This is a genomic window from Sphingobium sp. GW821-FHT02B05, from assembly GCF_059421905.1.
This window is the reverse complement of sequence record NZ_JBWKVW010000001.1, coordinates 669,628-690,087: the sequence shown is the minus strand read 5'-3', so window position 1 is coordinate 690,087 and position 20,460 is coordinate 669,628. Positions and strand designations below refer to the sequence as shown.

Sequence of the window (20,460 nt, the reverse complement as noted above, 5' to 3'; positions counted from 1 at the left end):
ATCCAAGTTTGTTCGAGATTCTCCTGCCAGCGATACAGCTTTGGTCACACCAGACCCTTTGTCGCCGTTCAGCTGCCAATTTTTGGTCTTAGGTGCGGTCCGTCCGCTCACACACAGATCGCGACAAAATCGAGCCATTCACTGGTCGTAGCTTAGGCGACCGTTTATAGCCGAACTTGGTCTTCACGCTGCCTATCTGCGCCGCAGCCGCCGCACGCCAATCACCACACCGCTGATCGAAATAACGAGCCCCGCGCCAGATAGCATCCAGACGAGAAAATGGCGCATCGGCGGCCATAGGAGCAGCCATGGAAAGTCCAAGCTGTGAAGCGCGTTGAACAGCCAGCGATAGCTGCGCCCGCCTGATCCCATCTGCCCAAGTAGCGCGCCAGTCACCGGATCGACATGAAGCCAGGTCTGCGCCGGATCGTCGAATTTCAGCCGCAGCACGGGTAGCGGGCGGCTGTCATCGCGCGGGTCGCCGGTCGAATACCAGTAGCGATCGGGCCGTTCCACTGGCTCGATCCCGACAAGGTCCGCGTCCGGCATGGCGGCCCGCGCTGCGGCGATAATGCGGACACGCTCCATCACGACAGGCCGTGCAGTCGCCGCTTCGATCAGGCGCGGACCATCCCCGCCCCACATCGTGATAACCGGTTGCCCGCCCAGCCAAACGAACCGCACTTCCCGCGTGCCAGTTCCCACCTGCGCCAGCATTCGCATGTCCGTTGCCGCGAAGCCGGGCTTGGCTCCTGCATAGAGGCTGGCAGTCTCCTCCCGCCCCCGGTCGCGCAAGCCGCCCCAAGGGCTCATGGACAGCCAGCCGCTGAATATCCATGTGACCAAGAACAGGCCGCCGATCATCCCGACGATATGATGCCAGTGCATCCAGCCGCGATAGGGGCTGACCGATCCCGACTTGTAGCGGCGCCGCAACCTGATCCGCAGAAGGCCAACGCCCATGCCCGCCAGCGCACCCAGCATCCCGATGCCGGATGTCCACAGCACCGTCTGGCGCCATGGCTCCTGAAACACGCGCAGCACCTCGAAGTAGATCCAGTGCGGCACCGCGCCCAGCCAGTTCCAGAAGCGCTCCTTTCCGGTCGTGTTCTGCACCACTTCCCCGGTCCTCTGACTGACGTAGATGTCGGACGCGGCGGCATCGGCCGTGCGCACGCGCCAGAAAGGGGCCATCGCCTTATAGGCGCGGGTTACGACCCACTGGTCATGTTCGACCGGATCGACGGACACCACCGCCGCGCCGGTCAGTGCCGAAGCGATCGTCCCGGCCCCGCGTGCGTCGACAGCGCGGATTTCGGCACCTGTCCGGGCCGACACGGCCCGCCGCCCCTGCGTCGTGACGATGCGATAAACCGGCTCCCCACCCGTCATGCCCAGCCGCATTTCGGTTGGGGCGTCCACCTCGCCAAGACCGGACAGCGCCTGGTCCGGCCCCACATGCACCTGTCGCCAGTCGATCGGCTCCGCCGTCGCCACCCGCTCCACCGCACGGAAGGATGGGAAGGAGACATAAAGCATCACCAGCCCGGAAAAAAACCAGATGGCAAAGAGCAGGCACAGCCCTATGCCGGTCCAGCGGTGAAACACGTAAAGCCACCGCTTCGTCGCCTTCCACAGCGTCGCCGCAGCGGGAACCGATCGACCCCGCCGCGCCGCTACCATCCCATCAGAAGGCGACATGCAGCGTAGCCTCCACCGTCCGGGGATCGCCCAATACCCATTGCGTCTGGCCATAAGTCGCCCGGGAATAAGTCTCATTGAAGATGTTGCGCACGCGCAGCGCGGCGCTCGCCCCTACGATGAACTGCCAGCGGACACCTGCGTCGGTCAGCGTATGGGCCGGCACGATCCGGCTGTTCGCCGCGTCCTGATACCGTTTGCCGAGGTGACTGACGCCGCCGTCCAGCACCCAATTGTCGGCAAATTCCCAGCTGACAAAGGCATTGGCGCTTTTCGCCGCGACATTGCTGGGGCGATTGCCGGTCCGCTGGAACAGCATACCGCCTACCGACTCCGCAAAATCATCATAGCGAGCCCGCACCAGCGCACCGTTCAGGGTGATGTTTAGCCGATCGACCGGCTCCAGGAACAGCGATGCTTCCACCCCGCGCGAACTTTGCTCGCCCACCTGCACCTGGATGGTCGGAATCAACGGATCGGACGTCAGCAGCTTGCGCTTGACGATATCATAGACGGCCAGCGTCCACTGGCCGCGCGATCCCCAGAAGATATGCTTGATCCCCGCCTCATATTGGCGACCGGTCGACAGGTCGAAATCGCTCTGCGCGGCGCTGGTGGACACCAGCGCGCCGACCGGATCGGCGGCGGTCGCATATTGGCCATAGAGCGCAAGCGAGGGCACCGGATTATAGACCGCCCCCATGCGCCAGGTCACGGCATCGGGCGTCGCGGTGAAATTGTTGGCCGCGCTCACATAATCCGTCTTGGTGATTTCCGGCCGGTCGTAACGCAGCCCGCCGACCAGCGAAAATTGCTCGCTGAACTTCAAACGGTCTTCGGCAAAGACAGCATATTGGCGGATGCGGTTGGTGTAGCGCGGCCTGGTTGGCGCGCCGGGCTGATGGATGAACAGGCCCGGATCGGGATCGACCGCATCGACCAAGCGCGTCGCATTATTGCCGCTGTTGCTGACATTTTTGTAACTGATGCGATTGACGTCGAAGCCGACCACCAGAGTGTTGTCCAGTCCGCCTATGCCATGGTTCAGCGTGGCGGTGGTGCGGTTCCCGGTCTGCTTCTGGATGTGGTAGAGTTCCAAGAAACTGGATTGACGCACCTGCGCGGGATTGCTGTCCGTTGCTGGCACATAGGTGGCGCTTTCGGCGTTCTTCCAATATTTGTTAGCCCACAGGTGATAAAAGGTGCTGCGGATCGTCAGCGCATCCGACGGCGTCCATTCTACCTTCGCTTGGCTCCAGTTATCGCGGAAGCGCAGCCGGGCGTCGGCGACATTATAGTTGTTCCTGCGGATCGACCGGTCGAGCTTCCCGTTCACCAGCGGCACGCCGAACCATGTGCGCGGATTTTGCTCGCTATGATCATGGGACAGAGTGATGCTCATGTTCGCGGCAGGCTTCAGCCGAATCGCCCCGGCCAGCGCCACCGCATCGGCGTCGCCCCGCGCCATCCAGCCTTCGGACCGGCGGACGCTGGCATCCGCACGGAAAGCGATACCGTCCGTTACCGGGCCACCTGCACCGACCCCTATAGTGAAACTGTCATAGGAAGATATGCCCACGCGCCCGCTGACCTGCATGTCATCGGACGGCCGCTTGCGCACGACATTGACCGCGCCGCCAATCGCCCCCTCACCATATAGGACGGAGGCAGGGCCGCGCAGTATCTCCACGCTTTGCGCCATCCACGGGTCCGCCGGGAAGGTCAGCGTATTGTTATACATGCGCATCCCGTCATAGAGCGTCATGACCGAATTCTGCCCGGTGAAGCCGCGCGCAGACAGGCCGTACCCAAAGACGCCGGACGTGTTGACGATGCCCGTCGCCCGCGCTGCGGCATCCTGAATGGTCAGGTCGCCGCGCAGTCGGATGGCGTCGCCATCCAGCGTCTCGACACTGGACGGCATTTCCAGCGCGGTCAGGCCAAGGCGGCTGGCCCCCTCATTCTTCTGGTTGAGGCGCAGCGGATCGACCATGCCCGTCACGATGATCGCCGCATCGCCGCTATTCTCATCGGCGGGTTGGGCAAAGGCGCCGGGCGCAGCAAAAGAGAAGGCCGCAATCGCAGCCGGTGTGAACTTCAACATGATCTTCCCCCGTCGGCGTCGCACGACAATCGGGCGGGGGCGTGCCGTTCAAAAAACGGTCGGCAGCCGGCATCGGCCGGACGCCAGGGGCGACCGACACACAGCGTCCGATGCGGCCCCAGCCGCTCGTTCGTCGCTCAGACGGAGTATACCGTGCCGCGGCCATCCCCTGGACCAAGGCAAGAGCGACCAGACGCCGGCAGGTCTCCTGGCTCATGGGTCATCGCTTGATATACGGCCTTCCCAGGCCTCGCATGTTTCAGCGTCCGGCCCAGTGGCTGGCGGATCGGTCATGATGCCGTCCGCGCCTGTATATCGCGCTCGCCACTTACAGTTGCAGGGACAGCCTCGGATTTGGACGGCGCACGCCATCCGCACCGCGTTCCCATTTTAATCCCCGTCTCCGGGGAACCGACGCGATCTTTATCCTCCCAAATCCCAAAGGTTTCGAGCGGACGCGCTTGCTTATGATCTCAATTTTGCCAGGGCAAGCGATTTTGACATCTGCCCCACCAGAGGTGGATCGCCTCGAGCAGAATGATATTCCTACCTTACGCAAATAGACGGCAAGATTGCGCCTAGGAGTTTCTGGCTGCATCTTGGCAGTGGCTGGTTCTGGCTTTACCTGACAGCTAATGAAAAAGCCTGGAGCGACAACTTCGTCCCAACCCAAGGCGTTCGCTTTCGGTGAAACCGACCCTTCTTTGCCCTACAGGGGGCCATTTTCGATCCCCAGGTGCAGAAGAGAAGAGCATTCCGCGCTGCGACAAGGCCCATTAAAGGGTAGCGACCGAGCGTGAGAGATTTCTCTTTCACACCCACTCTGTATTTGAAGCGCCAGGTTTTGTCCCCAGCCTTCGATACATTCAGATATAAGCCATTGGGATCAGCCAGCTTGTAGTCGCTTCGACCGGCCTTGGCGTTCTTAACTTCAGTGATGGTAAGCGGCATGGGAATTTTACCCCCAAATCGGCGCGCTTTACCCCCAATTTTACCCCTAATTTCGCTAAACTGTCCTGATTCGTTATGAACTGTCCCGGTCTGTTATGGCCGAGTAACTCTTTGTATGTTAAGGAGTTATCCATACCATTTGACCCGATCTGGGTGCAATATGTGGTGGGCCCGGCAGGACTTGAACCCGCAACCTATCCGTTATGAGCGGACAGCTCTAACCAATTGAGCTACAGGCCCCACTTGCGCAGCCGATAGGCAGCATTAGGCCGCTTGGCAAGCCCGTGAATGCGCGGGAACCGCAGCAATGAATTGATCCAGGGTCGCAGCGGCCACATTCCGACGCGCCAGATGCGCCAACACCCCATCCCACCAGGCATAAAAGGCCGTTCGGTCGCTTTCGCTGCGAACATAGGGGGTATGCCCCGGTTCCAGTGTCGGCGAATGGAAGCTGAAGTTGAGAACCGGCACGCCCTCCTCGATCAGGGCGTCGATAGCGGCTATCGCCTCGTGAAGCGGCACCCCCTCCGGCGTCAGCGGAATGCGGCTGAGCATCCGTGCTCGCGACAGCGCACCTGCCAGCGGCCCCATTGCCTGCGCCGCACGATAAAGCCGCTCCCCGCCCCCGCGCAACAGGCCGGCAAAGGCGGTCGAGAGCGGCAGCTCGATCAGCGATCGGCTCGGCCCTGCCCAATAGGGCAGTTGCGGCAGGCCGTGGAAATCAGGCCCGTGCTGATGACTATAATCGAAGCGGCTACGCACCGAACTGTCCAGGCGGAACCCTGCTTCCTCCAGCAGGCGCGCGCTGTTGGGACCAACGCCGTACCGGCCCGCGCGATAGGCTATCGGGCGCCGACCGAAACGCTGCTCGATACGGACGCACAACGCCTCCAGCTTGGCGCGCTCCACGGCATCGGGCAGGAAACCGACATAGCTGTTGGCGGCATTCACCGCCTCCACATGCGGCGGGTTGACCCAGGGGTGAAGGTGCGCGCCGATGTCCGCCGCACCGTCGCTGGCCCACTGGCCCATCATCGCGGCGGCGGCGTCATCGTCGATCACCGGATAATCGGTGACATAGATGGGCTTCACCCCCGCAGCGGCGAAATAGGCCTGCCCACGCGCCATGCCGGCCAGCGCGGTCACGCCATGGCCGACGCGGCTGAACGGCGCGTCCCAGTCAAATTCCTCTTCGGTATCGACGAACAGCATGAAGCGCGTGCCGAAGGCCGGATCGAGCGTGATCATATCCTGCGCCAGCGGCGGCTGGAGTAGATTGCCATCATGATGGGGAACAGTCATGCCATACCCCTATCGTCCAATGGTTGCGATAGGGTTTCCCTGAGCGCCAATCAATCCCGGCAATCAGCCAAGATCGGCCATGCCGCCAGCCGCCGCGACGGCAGGGATGGTGAGCAGCAGGCGCCCCTGCTCGATCGCAAGGCCGCCTCCGCTGGTCGCTGCGAGTCCGCGAATGAGGCGCAGCGAAAAGCCCAGGCCCAGAAGCGGCCCGTCCACCCAGTCGCCGGTGCCGTCATAGCCCGGATCGAGCAACTGCGTTTCTTCCATCCCGATCAGGCTCGTTGGCCGATCGATGGCGATTGCCACCCGCCCTGCGCCACCATCCGGCTGGAACCAGCAGGCACCGGTGACGGTCTCGGACGGTGGCGTCACGGACAGGACGGTCCGCAACAGATGCTGCACCATGCGCTCGCCCTGTACCGGATCGATCCGTACCTGCGGCAGGCCGGGCGCGATGGCGATGTCGATGTCCGGCGCGCCCTGGTCGCGGAAGCGGGTCGCCACCTGCGTCACCAGCAATGCCGGGTCGATCAGTTGTGGCATGGTCGCCCCATCGCCGCGCGACACGCGCGCGGCCAGATCCAGATCGTCGAACGCCGCCAGCAGATGCCGGGCATCGACGGCAATCTTGCCGGCCATGTCGCGATAGGCGACGCCGGCCGCGCCGAACAATTCCTGCTCGATGATTTCGGCAAAGCCCAGAATCGCGTTCAGCGGCGTACGCAGTTCGTGCACCAACTGCCGCAGCGAATCCGCCGACAGGCCGGCGATCGCCATGGCGGCAGGCCGTGGTTCGCTCGCCACTTCATGCAGGAAGGGGCGGCGCGCCTGTCCCCTGTACCCCTGGAAGCGGCCCGATCGATTGTCGAAGAAGGGCGTGGCCGACAGGCGCCATTCGCCCGCCATGGCGCCACCGACGATCGTGAAGCGGCCATTCTGGAAAGCGCTGCGTCGTGCGAAGGCGCCGGCCACATGGGCGTCCGGACCGCTATCCCCGTCCAGCGCGACGTCGCCCAGATCCAGCCCGATCAACGCCGCGCGCGGCCCCTGGTCGATCCATAAAATCACGCCTTCCGCATCCGTCTCGAACGCGAAATGGCGCGGCGCCGGGGCGATATTTATATCGGAATTGGCGGCTTCGGGCGGCTTGCGATTGCTGGTGAAGCGGGCGATCCGATCGACCAGATTGCGGATCTGCCCCTCTTCACCCGACTGAGTTCGCAGCGGCGTGACATTGGCGGCGGCCGGGGTAGCGGCCCGCGACGCGGGGGGATCGAACGGTGCGGGCGCAGGTTCCGGCTGCGGATCGGCCCGCATCTCGACGCTCAGGATCATCTCCGGATCTCCGACCATGTCCCGCCGCTCGGTGGACAGCACCAGATCATGCGCGCCAAACGCTTCCAGCCCCTGCCGGGTGGCCGCGCCGATATCGCGACGGCCGCGCAGAACGCCCCGCGCCGTCGGCGTCAGATGCGACAGCAGGTCGATCCAGGCGGAATCCGGCAACTGCGCCCGCGCGGCGGCGGCGGCAGCGATCGACGGCCGGTCGTTGGCGAAAAACGCCATCAGGCTGGGCGACCGCAGTCGGCCTCCCAATTCCACGACCGTCGCGATTCGTTGCGTTTCGGTCAGTTGCGGGCGCAGGGCATTCAGACGGCCAAGCAAGGCGTCGCGTTCCGACGCATCCATCAGCACCCGGTCGGCCCGGTCGCGCTGCGCCAACAGATCGACGCATTGGCGCCACAACGTCACCGCGCTCAGCCCGCCGCGGTCATCCGCTGCCAGAACTGTCTGCAAGAGATCGTTGAAACGCACGAAATTCCCCAAATCAAACGGGTTATAAGCTGGCAGCGGGCCTTTTGCCGACGCTGCGCCAAATACCGATAGGCGCATAGGCGAAAAAGGAAAAGGCCCCGATCCCGCGAACGAAAGCGATCGTCGCATAGTGGGACAATTGCATTGCTCTGAAACATTATTATGATGGGGTGCATAAACAGGACAGGAAATAATCGAAATAATGGCCGGCCCCAATATCGACGACATCGACATGCAGATCCTGGGCGAGCTCCAACAGGACGGCAGGATGACCAATGTGGAATTGGCCCGCAAGGTCGGCCTGACCGCGCCCCCCTGCCTGCGCCGCGTCCGCGCGCTGGAGGAAGCCGGTGCGATCAAATCCTATCATGCCGTGGTCGACCCGGCGATGCTGGGCTATACGATCACCGTCTTCGCCATGGTCAGCCTGAAAAGCCAGGCGGAAGCCGATCTGAAGGCCTTCCAGGACCATGTCGCATCGCTGCCGGAAGTCCGCGAATGTCATATGCTGAACGGCGAAATCGACTTCATCCTGAAGGTGGTCGCGCCCGACCTGCAAAGCTTCCAGCAATTCCTGACATCGAAACTGACGCCTGCGCCCAACGTGGTCAGCGTCAAGACGTCGCTGACCATCCGCACGTCGAAGAACCTGCCCGGCGTCCCCCTGCCCGTGTAAATCATCCGGGCAGAGGGACCAGCTGCATCAGCCGGCCTTGCGATTCTGATGCTCGGCCCATAGCGTCCAGAAGCCCGCAATCGCGGTCCAGTTGCCGGTGACCTGCGCCAATGTCGTTTGCGCATTGGCCAGATCGCCCGACCGCGCCAGCGCCACCCCCAGACGGGCGTTGGTGCGGCCGGCATCGACACCGCCCTTGCTCAGCGCCAGCCGATATTGCTCGACCGCCTGCGGGAACTGGCTGAGCGAGAAATAGCTGTCCGCCACGGCCAGCGCATCCTTCCCATTGCTGGACGCCGCTGCCTTTTTCGCCTGCGCGGGGAGAGCGCCGATTTCCTTCACCGCCTTGGGCGTGACGCTCTTGAGCAACTGGCTGGTGACGCTCTGCGTCGATGTCAGCTTGCCCGCGCTGCGCCCGGCCTCGATGATCGCCTTGGCTTCGGCATAATAGCCCGACTTTTCAGCCGCCTGCGCATAATTCTGATAATCGCGCTCGCTCGCCATCGCGCCATTGGCCGCCTGCAAGCGATAGAGGTCCAGCTGCAATTGCGGCTCCAGTTCGGCCGCCGCCTGATAATTGACCAGCGCGGACCGCCACTGTTGATTGCCGTCCTGCTGGTTCAGCCGGTCGCGATACAGTTGGCCCACCTCGGTCCAGTCGCCCGCCTGATAGGCCATGGAGATTGCCCGATCGATCCATGCCAGCGGCACGGCCTGCCCACTTGCCTTCTGCTGGGCGATCGCCGCCTGCACGAAGGGACGTGCCTCCTTGGGCTTGTTGCGGCGCAGGGCGATATCGGCGCGCAACATCGTCGCATCGACGCCGTCATATCCCAACGTCTTGGCATAATCGAGCTGCGCGGTCGCATCCTCGTAATTGCCCACCATGTAGGACAGGTAGCCCGCGACATAGCGCAGCCGGGGGGCATCGGTTCGCGGCAGCGCACTGGTCTTGAACATATCGGTCAGCGCAATGCGCTTGGCCTGCACGTCGTTGCGCTGCGCCGCCAGCTGGAACCGCAGGCCGGCCACGATATAGGATTCGAAATCATTGGTCGGGCTGAGCGCGGAAATGCGCGGGCCGGCAGTCGCCACGTCGCGCGCCTTCAGCGCCGCTTCGGCGGCCTGAACATTGGCACGAAAACCATCGGACATGGTGATCGGCGGGCCGCTTACCACCGGTTGTTTTTTCGCCACGGCGGGGGTGGCGGCCATCATGGTCGCAGCCATCAACGCCGCCATCGGCAGGCGGGAAATCAATATGTCGTTACGCATGGCCGAACCGGCCTCCCCCAGAAAAATATATCAAATCGAAATAGAAAAGCGGAGGCGCCATGGCCGCACATGACCACGGCGCCCCCGCTCTGGAATAATCAGGCGCCCTTGGTGCTCAGATAGGCGAGCCAGAGATTGGCGACCTGCTTGCGCGACCCGGCCTGAACGGCCTCGAACGCAGCCTTTGCGCCGGCATTGTCACCGCTCAGCGTCTTGGCGATGCCCAGGCGGGTATTGACTTCGTCCGCATCGACGCCGCCCTTCTGCTTGGCCAGCTCGAACAGCGTGACCGCCTTGGCATAGTCGCCATAGCCCAGATAGGCGTCGGCCGTCGCCGCGGCGATCTTGCCATTGGCGCCCTTCTGAGAATCAGCCTCGGCCGAACCCAGCGATCCCTTGTCGCCCGCGATCTTGGACGCCGCGGCCTGATAGATGTCGCTGGCGGAGCTGGCGTTCAGCACCCCCTTCGACCGGCCCTTGTCGATCACCGACTTCACTTCGCCGTAGATACCGGTCTTCGACGCCATTTCGGCATATTCGGTATAGTCGGCCGCGATCACCAGTCCGTCCGAAGCGCCCAGAACGCGCAGCACGTCCAGATTCTCGCGATTCGAGATATTGGGGTTGGCACGCTGGAACAGACGCACGAGCGTACGCAGATTCTGGCCACTCGGCTCTGCCTGATAGGCCATGGTCGCCCATTCGGTGACTTCCGGCAGCTTTGCCGCTTCGGCACGGCTGACGCCGATCTGATACCATTGCGCCGGCACCGCCTGACCCGAAGCCTTGGACGCGGCAGCAGCAGCCTTCAGCGCGGCAAGGCCCTTCTGGTTGAAGCCACGCGCCGGCTCGACCGATCCGTTGCCCGTGCCGGCCTTGCCGAAATAGGCCTGGGCCAAGGTCGGCTGCACCGCTTCTGCCTTGTACCCCGCCGCCAGAGCCGCTTCGCCGCGCTGGATGGCAAGGTCGTAATTCTTGGCCTGCATCGCCTGGTCGGCTGCGATCGCGTTGAACTGGCCAGCCTGCTCAGGCGGGGTAAGACCGCTGTCGAGCATCTGGGTCAGCGCTTCGCCCTGCAATGCGGCGTCCTTCGACGCGATCGAAGCGTTCAGCTTGATCGCACCGATCTGATATTTGTCGTCGTTCGACGTCGCCTTGCTGTCGGCTTCGGCCAATGCCGCCTTGGCGCCGGCGAAATCCTGCGCTTCGGCAGCCTTCTGCGCGGTTTGCAGCGCCTTGATGACGTCGGGCGAAACATTCAGCTTCGGCCCGGCCTTCTTTTCTTCCTTCTTCGCGGCAAAAGCAGGCGCCGAAACGGCACCGCTCGTCATCGCCAAAGCCAGCGCGAGCGCCACCGGGGTAACAAAACGCATGATCCTCATCTCCTCTGCGCGCCTGATGGGGGACAACAGGCGACCTTTCGCAATTGAGCGCCGGTTTAGGGGACGGCGCGTGAACGGCCTTTGAACAAGCCTATATCGTCCGATTTTGCAACAGTTATGCGGCCCTTTCGTTCCGCCTGCGATCATATCCGCGCATCATGCCGTCCTGCATGCACATGCGGGCGCGCGCGCATGGATGCCGTCATGGCCAAGGGGTGACAGATTTGTTTCGCTCGGCTAGGGATCGGGCAACAGACTCCATCCTGAAAAAGAGAATCGCATTGACCGACGAGACTGTCCTCGCCGACCCTTCGGACATCAGCCCCATCTCCATCGTCGACGAGATGAAGGCCAGCTATCTCGATTATGCCATGTCCGTCATCGTCGCCCGCGCCCTGCCGGACGTGCGCGACGGATTGAAGCCGGTCCACCGCCGCATTCTCTTCTCCGCCCAGGAATCGGGCTTCGTTTACAACCGCCCCTATCGCAAATCCGCCCGTCTGGTCGGTGAGGTGATGGGTAAATATCACCCCCATGGCGACAGCTCGATCTACGATGCGTTGGCCCGCATGACCCAGGACTGGTCGATGCGCGTGCCGCTGATCGACGGTCAGGGCAATTTCGGATCGATGGACCCCGACCCGCCAGCCGCCATGCGCTATACCGAAGCGCGCCTTGCCAAGGTCGCCACGGCCCTGCTGGACGATCTCGACAAGGATACCGTCGATTTCACGCCCAACTATGATGCGTCGGAAAGCGAGCCGCAGGTTCTGCCCGCGCGCTTCCCCAACCTGCTGGTCAATGGCGCGGGCGGCATCGCGGTCGGCATGGCGACCAACATCCCGCCGCACAACCTTGGCGAAGTGCTGCGCGCCTGCCTTGCCTATATCGACAATCCCGAAATCACGACAGACGAGCTGATCGCGATCGTCCCCGGCCCCGATTTCCCGACCGCGCCGCTGATCCTGGGCCAGTCGGGCGCCCGTAGCGCCTATCACACCGGTCGCGGCTCCATCATGATGCGCTCGCGCCATGTGGTCGAGGAAGGACGCGGCGATCGCCAGTCGATCGTCCTGACCGCCATCCCCTATCAGGTCGGCAAGAATGGCCTGGTCGAAAAGATCGCCGAAGCCGCCAAGGACAAGCGGATCGAGGGCATCAGCGACATCCGGGACGAATCGAGCCGCGAAGGCGTGCGCATCGTCATGGACCTGAAACGCGACGCCACGCCGGACGTCGTCCTCAACCAGCTGTGGCGCAACACGCCCGCGCAATCGAGCTTCCCGGCGAACATGCTGGCGATCCGTGGCGGCCGCCCGGAATTGCTGGGCCTGCGCGAAATCATCGAGGCCTTCGTCAAGTTCCGCGAAGAGGTCATCACCCGCCGCACCAAGTTCGAGTTGAACAAGGCGCGCGACCGGGCGCATATCTTGCTCGGCCTCGTCGTCGCGGTCAGCAATCTCGACGAAATGGTCAAGATCATTCGCGGTTCGACCAGCCCGGCCGAAGCACGCGAAAAGCTGCTGGCGCGCGAATGGCCGATCGGAGAGATCGCACCCTATCTGCGCCTCGTCGAAGCGATCGAGACGGACGTCCATGGCGATGTGTACAAGCTGTCGGACATTCAGGTCCGCGCCATCCTCGACCTGCGCCTGCATCGTCTGACGGCGCTGGGCCGCGACGAAATCGGCAAGGAACTGGCCGAACTGGCCGAAGCCATCGCCGAATATCTCGCCATCCTGGGCGATCGCGTGAAGCTCTACGCCGTGATGCGCGAGGAGCTGGAAGCGGTCGAACGCGAATTTGCGACCCCTCGCCTCTCGGAAATCACCGCCGCTGCCGACGGCATCGAGGACGAAGACCTGATCGAGCGCGAGGAGATGGTCGTCACCGTCACCGTGCAGGGCTATATCAAGCGTACTCCGCTCGAAAGCTTCCGCGCCCAGGCGCGCGGCGGCAAGGGCCGTTCGGGCATGGCAACCAAGGATGAAGACGCCGTCACCGAAATGTTCGTGACGTCGACCCATACGCCGGTGCTGTTCTTCTCGACCGCCGGCAAGGTCTATCGCATGAAGGTGTGGCGCCTGCCAGAAGGTGGCCCCGCCACCCGTGGCCGGCCGATGATCAACCTGCTGCCGCTGGGGCCGGGCGAAACCATCCGCACCGTCCTGCCCCTGCCCGAAGATGAGGATAGCTGGAAGGATCTGCACGTCATGTTCGCGACCGCGAACGGCACCGTGCGCCGCAACAGCATGGACGCCTTCGCAAATATTCCCAGCAACGGGAAACTGGCCATGCGCTTCGACGAAGGCAGCGACGATCGCCTGATCGGCGTCGCCCTGCTGACCGAAGAAGACGACGTCTTGCTCGCCACCCGGCAGGGCAAGGCGATCCGCTTTGCCGCCACCGACGTCCGCGAATTCCAGAGCCGCACCTCGACCGGCGTGCGCGGCATGACGCTCAAGGCCGATGACGAGGTGATCTCGCTGTCGATTCTCAAGGGCTTCGATGCGACCCCGGACGAACGCGACGCCTATCTGCGCGCTGCGCCGTGGAAGGATAACGACGCCGAATCGACGCTGCCAGCCGAACGCGCGGCAGAGTTTGCGGCAGCGGAACAGTTCATCCTGACCGTCTGCACCAACGGCTATGGCAAGCTGTCGTCGGCCTATGACTATCGCCGCACCGGCCGTGGTGGTCAGGGCATCACCAATATCGACAATATCGCCCGCAACGGCCGCGTCGTCGCCAGCTTCTCCGCCACGCAGGCGAACCAGCTGATGCTCGTCACCGATCAGGCGAAGCTGATCCGCATGGGCCTCGACAGCCTGCGCGTCATCAGCCGCAATTCGGCCGGCGTCCGCCTGTTCGACGTTGCGAAGAACGAGCATGTAGTCAGTGCCGCCAAGATCGAGGAAAGCGACGAAGCCGGCGAAGCACCCCAAGCAGGTTCGGAAGCCACCGAAGCGTGAGCGACCTCTTCGCCTACAAGGTGCTGACGGCCGACCAATATGACCAGTTCAAGACCGACGGTGTGTTCAGGGGCGCACCGATCGATCTGACCGACGGCTATATCCACATGTCCACGCGCGCGCAGGCGGCCGAAACGGTCGCCAAGCATTTCGCGGGTCAGGATCGCCTCGTCATGCTGATGATCGACCTCGCCCCGTTCGGTGAGGCGATAAAGTGGGAAGTGTCGCGCGGTGGCGCGCTCTTCCCCCACCTCTATGGCGACCTGCCGATCAGCGCCGTCGCCGGTAAGGTCGTACTGCGCCTCGGCGACGACGGCGCACACCTGTTCCCGGCGGGGTTCTAAAACCTGCCTTTCGGCTCTGCTGTCCTACCAGGTCTGCTACTGCTATATTATTTGCGTTCCCAGGCCTGCGCCGGGGAACGCGCCGTACCTTACCGATAAGGAAGCGGGCAAAGCAGGTAGCGACGACATAAAATTTCCTATCCCCGCACCGGAATTTCAACATTAGCGGGAAATGTGCGAAGTTAAGCGCTGCGCCATGTCCACCACCTTGCCTTGCCTGACCCGATAATCCCAGCCGCCCCAGCGGATGCGACTGGACGTAGCGGCCTGCACCTGCCCTGCCAGATGCGCCCAACTCACCACGAACGGCGCGACCACATCCCACAGCAGGGATCGTATGACGCATCGCACCTGCGACGGTTCCAGCACTAATCGCGCTATCCGATGCCGCACCAGCGCCCGGCTCCACGCCGCGCCATAGCCGATCATGACGGCGCTCCACCCGCCCCAGCCGATCGCCCAGAGCCAGCCACCCGACTGGATCGCCACGCCTAACGTCGCGACCATCCACATGCCCGGACTATTGGTGACGATATGGCGATATTGCCGCACACCAAAGGCCCAGAGTGACGCCATATCCCCATCCAGCGGACTGGCCACCAGCAGGTCGCGCACCGGCCGCAACCGTAGCTTCGCGCGCCATCCGGCCAGGCCGATGCTCATATCATCGGACAATCGCCCCGCCATCGCCGCGTCCAGATCCAGCCGCTCAGCCACCGCCCGCGGCAACGCCATCGCGCCACCCCAGGGCATGGTCGCGTTGGCCGATCGTGGCAGGGTCGCCAACTGCATCTCCACCGCGCCGACCAGTCCTGCGATACCGCCGTGCGCCGGCAGCAGCATGCGATAACCGGTGGCGATATCCGCCTTGCCCCGCACCAGCGGAAAGAGAAGCCGCCCGACCAGCCGCGTCGGCGGCACGATGTCCGCGTCGATGAAGACCAGCCACATATCGCCCGGTCGCAACGCCCGCAACGCCGCGCGCAGCTTATGGACCTTCTGCCCCTCGTCGCGCGCGATTCCCGCCGCAACGACCTGAACCCAATCTCCCTCCCGCGCCGCTAGTGCATCCGCCGCCGGACATTGCCCCGATGTCGCGATCAGCAGGCGAAACGGGGCTTCCTGCGCCTTCAGCCCGGCGATCAGGCCCGGCCCGCCATCCCAATCGTCCCTTACGCTCAGAATGACGACGACGCCGCCGGGCGCTTCGGCTTGCCGGTCCTTAGGCAGGTTGCGCCAATAATTGACGACGCCCAGCACGGTCAGCGCCTGAAGGCCGATCCAAACCCAAAGCATCACCCCAAAGACCGTCACCTTCCTGTGCCCCTTTACCGCTGCATTGGCTGCTGTATGACGCTTGGACGATGCTCTCCAACCCCTTTCTCTTCTTCCTGATGCGCCACCTGCCCGCACCGGCCGCAAGCTGGCTCGGCGGATGGCTCTCCGCCACCATCGCGCGCCGTACCATGAAACTGCGCGACGCCCGCGCCCGCGCCAACCTCGCCATCCTGAGCCCCCAACTGCCGGAGGCGGAACGGGAGGCGATATTGACGCGGCGCTGGGTCAATATCGGCCGCACCATGGCGGAACTGGCCAATATCGACCGGCTGGTGAACGAGGCTCATGTGACGGTCGTGGACAAGGCCGCCTATCAGGCGGTGCTGGACGGCCCCGGCCCCATGGTCGCCTTCACCGCGCATCTGGGGAATTGGGATTTGCTCGCCGCCCATATCAAATGGTCGACCGACCGGCCTGGCCTGGGCGTCTATGAGGCCCCCGACGACCCGAAGATCGCCGCCCAGCTTAAGAAAGCCCGGTCCAGTTACATGGGCGAAGCGATCGGCGGCGAAGGCGCGGCGCGGGGCGTGCTGAAGCACCTAACGCAGAAGGATCGCGCCACCCTCTATATATTGGCGGACGAGCGGCGCGACCGGCAGGTCTGGTTCCCGACCTTCGGCCGCCCGATCGAACCGTCGGGCAACCTGTCGATCGCCCTGCGGCTCGCCCGCAAGGTCGGCGCCAAATTCCTGCCCTTCTATCTCGTGCGCACCCATGGCCCGCATTTCGCACTCCACTGGCACCCCCCGCTCGATCCCGCGACGATGACCGATGCAGACATCGTCGCCACGCTCGATCGTTTCCTGGGCGAAGCCTGCGTCACCCATGCCGATCAATGGCTCGCCCTGCACGACATGGACCTGACCCAGCCGGGCCACGAGCCCGGGAGCGTCCAGCCCGCCCGCTATGTGACTTCCCTGCCCTGACGGTCTAAAGCCCCCCTCATGTCCCGACTCGCGATCAAGATTTGCGGCCTGTCGACGCCCGAAACCGTCGGCGCCGCCGTACAAGGCGGGGCAAGCCATGTCGGCTTCGTCCATTTCGCCAAAAGCCCGCGCCATGTCGCGCCGGACCAGATCCGCGCGCTGTCGGCCGCCATCCCCGCGCATGTCCGGCGCGTCGCCGTTGTGGTCGATCCCACGGATGAGATACTGGCCGATCTGGTCGCCACCGGCGCGCTCAGCGCCCTCCAGCTGCATGGCAAGGAAACGCCCGAACGCGCCGCCGCCATCCGTGCGCGCTTCGGCCTGCCGGTTTGGAAGGCGATTTCGGTCAAGACCCGCGCCGATATCGACGCGGCCAATGCCTATGCCGGTGCCGCCGACCTGCTGCTGTTCGACGCCAAGACGCCCGAGGGCGCGGCACTGCCCGGCGGCATGGGCCTGCGCTTCGACTGGACCTTGTTGCACGGGGCGCCGATCGCCGCCCCGTGGGGCCTGTCCGGCGGCCTTGGCATCGACAATGTGGCAGAGGCCATCCGCATCACCGGCGCGCCTCTGGTCGATGTTTCGTCGGGCGTGGAAAGCGCGCCGGGCATCAAGAGTGTGGACAAGATCATGGCCTTCTGCAAAGCGGTTCAGCCATGTTGATGCTGAACATCCCTGCCATGCGCATCGAAGGACGATGGCGCTGATCGCTTGCCTGTTTGAAAGCGAACGCCCCATATTGTCCCTGGAAAGATAGTCATGACCGATACCGTAACCCTGCCCAACAGCCTGCGCAGCCAGCCTGACGCCAACGGCCATTTCGGTGCCTTTGGTGGCCGGTACGTCGCCGAAACGCTGATGCCGCTGATCCTGGAGCTGGAGAAGGTCTATAAGGAAGCGAAGGCAGACCCCGCCTTCGACGCCGAATATGCCGAACTGCTGCGCTCCTATGTCGGCCGCCCGAACCCGCTTTATTATGCACAGCGGTTGACCGAAGCGCTGCGCGCCAAGGCGTCCGCTGGCAAGGGTGCGAAAATCTACCTCAAGCGCGAGGAGCTGAACCACACCGGCGCGCACAAGATCAACAATTGCATCGGTCAGGCTTTGCTCGCCCGCCGCATGGGCAAGAAGAAGGTCATCGCCGAAACCGGCGCGGGCCAGCATGGCGTCGCAACCGCGACCGTCGCCGCCCTGTTCGGCATGGAATGCAAGATTTTCATGGGTGCCAAGGATGTCGAGCGGCAGAAGCCCAACGTCTTCCGCATGAAGCTGCTCGGCGCTGAAGTCATCCCGGTCCATTCGGGATCTTCGACGCTCAAGGATTCGATGAACGACGCGCTGCGCTACTGGGTGTCGAACGTCCACGACACTTTCTACATCATCGGCACCGCCGCGGGTCCGCACCCCTATCCCGAACTGGTCCGCGACTTCCAGTCGATCATCGGCAAGGAAACCCGCGCTCAGATGCTAGAAGCCGAAGGCCGCCTGCCCGACCTGCTGATCGCCCCCGTCGGTGGCGGTTCCAACGCTATCGGCCTGTTCCATCCCTTCCTGGACGATCCGGACGTCGCGATGATCGGCGTGGAAGCGGCCGGCGAAGGGCTGGACAAGAAGCATGCCGCCTCGCTTGCCGGCGGCAAGTCCGGCATCCTGCATGGCAACCGCACCTACCTGCTTCAGGACGAGGACGGCCAGATTACCGAAGCGCACAGCGTTTCCGCCGGCCTCGACTATCCCGGCATTGGCCCGGAACATAGCTGGCTGCATGAAATCGGCCGGGTAAAGTACATGCCGATCAGGGATGACGAGGCGCTGGAAAGCTTCCAGACCCTCTCGCGCCTGGAAGGCATCATTCCCGCGCTCGAATCCGCCCATGCCGTCGCCGCGGCCGAGCAGGTCGCGCCCACGCTGGACGCGGACAAGATCATCGTGATCAATCTGTCGGGTCGGGGGGACAAGGATATCTTCACCGTCGCCGACGCGCTGGGCGTGGAGATGTGAGCATGACCGACCGTCTCTCCACCCGCTTCGCCGCCTGCAAGGCACAGGGCCGCGCCGCGCTCATCACCTTCGTGACCGCTGGCGATCCTGACGTCGCATCGACGCCCGCCATCCTGGACGCACTGGTCGCGGGCGGCGCGGATATCATCGAACTGGGCATGCCCTTTACCGATCCGATGGCAGACGGCCCGGCAATCGAGCTGGCGAACCTGCGCAGCCTGGGTTCCGGCACGAAGACGAAGGACGTCTTCGCCCTGGCCGCCGATTTCCGCGCCCGCCACGCCGACACGCCGATCGTCCTGATGGGCTATGCCAATCCGATGCTGATCCGTGGCGCAGACTGGTTCGCCGACCAGTGCAAGGCGGCCGGCGTCGACGGCGTCATCTGCGTCGACATCCCGCCGGAGGAAGATGCCGAGATCGGTCCCGCCCTGCGCGCGGCCGGCGTCCACCTCGTCCGTCTCGCCACCCCGACCAGCGACGCGGCGCGCCTGCCCGCCGTGCTGAACGGCGCCAGCGGCTTTCTCTATTATGTTTCCGTCGCAGGCGTCACCGGCAAGCAGTCGGCAGCGCAGGCGTCTATCGAAATCGCCGTCGCCAAGCTGAAGGCCGCCACCGACCTGCCGGTCGCCGTCGGCTTTGGCGTGCGCGGGCCGGAACAGGCGGCCGCCATCGGTCGTATTGCCGATGGCGTCGTCGTCGGTTCCGCCATCGTCGATATCATCGGGTCGCATGGCGATGCCGCCGCCCCCTTCGTCCAGGACTTCGTCGCCACCCTGCGCGACGCCCTTTCTATTCGGGAGACCGCCGCATGAGCTGGATCAACCGCGTTCGTAACGCCTTGCCCTTCACCAAGAAGGAAACCACCGCCGAAACGCTGTGGCACAAATGCCCCTCCTGCAAGGAGATGATCTTCATCAAGGAGTGGGAGGAAAATCTCTCCGTCTGTCCGCGTTGCGACCATCATGGTCGTATCGGCCCATCGGAACGGTTCGAACAGATTTTGGACGCCGGCTTCATCCTGTTGCCGACGCCGCATGTGCAGGAAGATCCGCTCAAGTTCCGCGACTCCAAGCGCTATCCCGATCGCATCAAGGCCGCCCGCGCCGCGACCGGCGATCAGGATGCGCTGATCAATGCGCGCGGTGCGATCGACGATGTGCCGCTGGTCATGGGCGTGCAGAATTTCGCCTTCATGGGCGGCTCCATGGGCATGGGCGTGGGCGCGGCCTTCATTCAGGGCGTCAATGACGCGATCGCCCATAAATGCCCCTATGTCATCTTCACCGCAGCTGGCGGCGCCCGCATGCAGGAAGGCATCCTGTCCCTGATGCAGATGCCCCGCGCAACCGTGGCGATCCAGAAGCTGCACGCGGCGGGCCTGCCCTATATCGTCGTGCTGACCGATCCGACCACCGGCGGCGTCACGGCCAGCTATGCCATGCTGGGCGATATCCAGATTTCGGAACCCAATGCCCTGATCGGCTTTGCCGGCCAGCGCGTGATCGAAAGCACGATCCGCGAAAAGCTGCCCGAAGGATTCCAGCGCGCCGAATATCTGCTCGATCATGGCATGATCGACATGGTGGTACATCGCAGCGAATTGCGCGATGCACTGGCCCGCGTGATCGGCTATCTCAGCCCACGCGCCGCAGCCTGAAGCTGACATAATC

16 protein-coding genes, 1 tRNA gene and 1 riboswitch are annotated in these 20,460 nt (G+C 63.8%); of the genes, 8 read left to right on the top strand and 9 right to left on the bottom strand.

Annotation, left to right across the window (positions count from 1 at the left end):
* Positions 1-192: 192 nt before the first annotated feature.
* The 6 genes from AC07UX_RS03515 to AC07UX_RS03490 all read right to left on the bottom strand — a co-directional run bounded on the left by AC07UX_RS03515 (position 193) and on the right by AC07UX_RS03490 (position 7,873).
* Complete coding sequence (locus AC07UX_RS03515) at positions 193-1,701, bottom strand: PepSY domain-containing protein (protein WP_495190604.1); 1,509 nt, start codon at positions 1,699-1,701, stop codon at positions 193-195.
* Positions 1,688-3,805 carry a TonB-dependent receptor gene (locus AC07UX_RS03510; protein ID WP_495190603.1) on the bottom strand — a complete coding sequence of 706 codons (2,118 nt, stop codon included), beginning with the start codon at positions 3,803-3,805 and terminating at the stop codon, positions 1,688-1,690. The genes AC07UX_RS03515 and AC07UX_RS03510 overlap by 14 nt, the downstream gene beginning before the upstream one ends.
* 181 nt (positions 3,806-3,986) lie before the next feature.
* Positions 3,987-4,236, bottom strand: a riboswitch (cobalamin riboswitch).
* 190 nt (positions 4,237-4,426) lie between these two features.
* Positions 4,427-4,756: an Arm DNA-binding domain-containing protein gene (locus tag AC07UX_RS03505; RefSeq protein ID WP_495190602.1), complete on the bottom strand. Its 330-nt coding sequence runs from the start codon at positions 4,754-4,756 to the stop codon at positions 4,427-4,429.
* A 163-nt stretch (positions 4,757-4,919) separates the two neighbouring features.
* Positions 4,920-4,996: transfer RNA gene (locus tag AC07UX_RS03500), tRNA-Ile, on the bottom strand.
* A gap of 24 nt (positions 4,997-5,020) precedes the next feature.
* Positions 5,021-6,058, bottom strand: a complete 1,038-nt coding sequence (locus AC07UX_RS03495; RefSeq protein WP_495190601.1) for a polysaccharide deacetylase family protein — start codon at positions 6,056-6,058, stop codon at positions 5,021-5,023.
* A 63-nt stretch (positions 6,059-6,121) separates the two neighbouring features.
* The gene (locus tag AC07UX_RS03490; RefSeq protein ID WP_495190600.1) at positions 6,122-7,873 is read right to left on the bottom strand and encodes a sensor histidine kinase; all 1,752 of its coding nucleotides are present in this window, start codon (positions 7,871-7,873) and stop codon (positions 6,122-6,124) included.
* Between the two features lie 202 nt (positions 7,874-8,075).
* On the opposite strand from AC07UX_RS03490, the gene AC07UX_RS03485 reads away from it, so the two are divergent.
* Positions 8,076-8,549, top strand: a complete 474-nt coding sequence (locus tag AC07UX_RS03485; protein ID WP_056681816.1) for an Lrp/AsnC family transcriptional regulator — start codon at positions 8,076-8,078, stop codon at positions 8,547-8,549.
* Positions 8,550-8,576: 27 nt separating this feature from the next.
* Here the strand turns inward: AC07UX_RS03485 and AC07UX_RS03480 are convergent, their stop codons facing one another.
* Complete coding sequence (locus tag AC07UX_RS03480) at positions 8,577-9,824, bottom strand: hypothetical protein (protein ID WP_495190599.1); 1,248 nt, start codon at positions 9,822-9,824, stop codon at positions 8,577-8,579.
* A gap of 98 nt (positions 9,825-9,922) precedes the next feature.
* The gene (locus tag AC07UX_RS03475) at positions 9,923-11,197 is read right to left on the bottom strand and encodes a hypothetical protein (RefSeq protein WP_495190598.1); all 1,275 of its coding nucleotides are present in this window, start codon (positions 11,195-11,197) and stop codon (positions 9,923-9,925) included.
* Positions 11,198-11,487: 290 nt separating this feature from the next.
* Between AC07UX_RS03475 and gyrA the strand changes: the two genes are divergently transcribed.
* Complete coding sequence (gene gyrA, locus AC07UX_RS03470; RefSeq protein WP_495190597.1) at positions 11,488-14,178, top strand: DNA gyrase subunit A; 2,691 nt, start codon at positions 11,488-11,490, stop codon at positions 14,176-14,178.
* Positions 14,175-14,522, top strand: coding sequence for a DUF952 domain-containing protein (locus AC07UX_RS03465; RefSeq protein ID WP_495190596.1), 348 nt, complete (start codon positions 14,175-14,177; stop codon positions 14,520-14,522). The genes gyrA and AC07UX_RS03465 overlap by 4 nt, the downstream gene beginning before the upstream one ends.
* A gap of 162 nt (positions 14,523-14,684) precedes the next feature.
* Here AC07UX_RS03465 and AC07UX_RS03460 read toward each other — a convergent pair whose 3' ends face one another.
* Positions 14,685-15,818, bottom strand: a complete 1,134-nt coding sequence (locus tag AC07UX_RS03460; protein ID WP_495191776.1) for a glycosyltransferase family 2 protein — start codon at positions 15,816-15,818, stop codon at positions 14,685-14,687.
* 68 nt (positions 15,819-15,886) lie between these two features.
* Here AC07UX_RS03460 and AC07UX_RS03455 point away from each other — a divergent pair, with 68 nt between their 5' ends.
* The 5 genes from AC07UX_RS03455 (at position 15,887) to accD (ending at position 20,447) form a co-directional block, all read left to right on the top strand.
* Positions 15,887-16,786, top strand: coding sequence for a lysophospholipid acyltransferase family protein (locus tag AC07UX_RS03455; protein ID WP_495190595.1), 900 nt, complete (start codon positions 15,887-15,889; stop codon positions 16,784-16,786).
* Between the two features lie 18 nt (positions 16,787-16,804).
* Positions 16,805-17,449, top strand: coding sequence for a phosphoribosylanthranilate isomerase (locus AC07UX_RS03450; RefSeq protein WP_495190594.1), 645 nt, complete (start codon positions 16,805-16,807; stop codon positions 17,447-17,449).
* Positions 17,450-17,545: 96 nt separating this feature from the next.
* Positions 17,546-18,787 carry a tryptophan synthase subunit beta gene (gene trpB, locus AC07UX_RS03445; RefSeq protein WP_495190593.1) on the top strand — a complete coding sequence of 414 codons (1,242 nt, stop codon included), beginning with the start codon at positions 17,546-17,548 and terminating at the stop codon, positions 18,785-18,787.
* 2 nt (positions 18,788-18,789) lie between these two features.
* The gene (gene trpA / locus AC07UX_RS03440; RefSeq protein WP_495190592.1) at positions 18,790-19,602 is read left to right on the top strand and encodes a tryptophan synthase subunit alpha; all 813 of its coding nucleotides are present in this window, start codon (positions 18,790-18,792) and stop codon (positions 19,600-19,602) included.
* Positions 19,599-20,447, top strand: coding sequence for an acetyl-CoA carboxylase, carboxyltransferase subunit beta (gene accD / locus AC07UX_RS03435; protein ID WP_495190591.1), 849 nt, complete (start codon positions 19,599-19,601; stop codon positions 20,445-20,447). The genes trpA and accD overlap by 4 nt, the downstream gene beginning before the upstream one ends.
* The last annotated feature ends 13 nt before the right edge of the window (positions 20,448-20,460 follow it).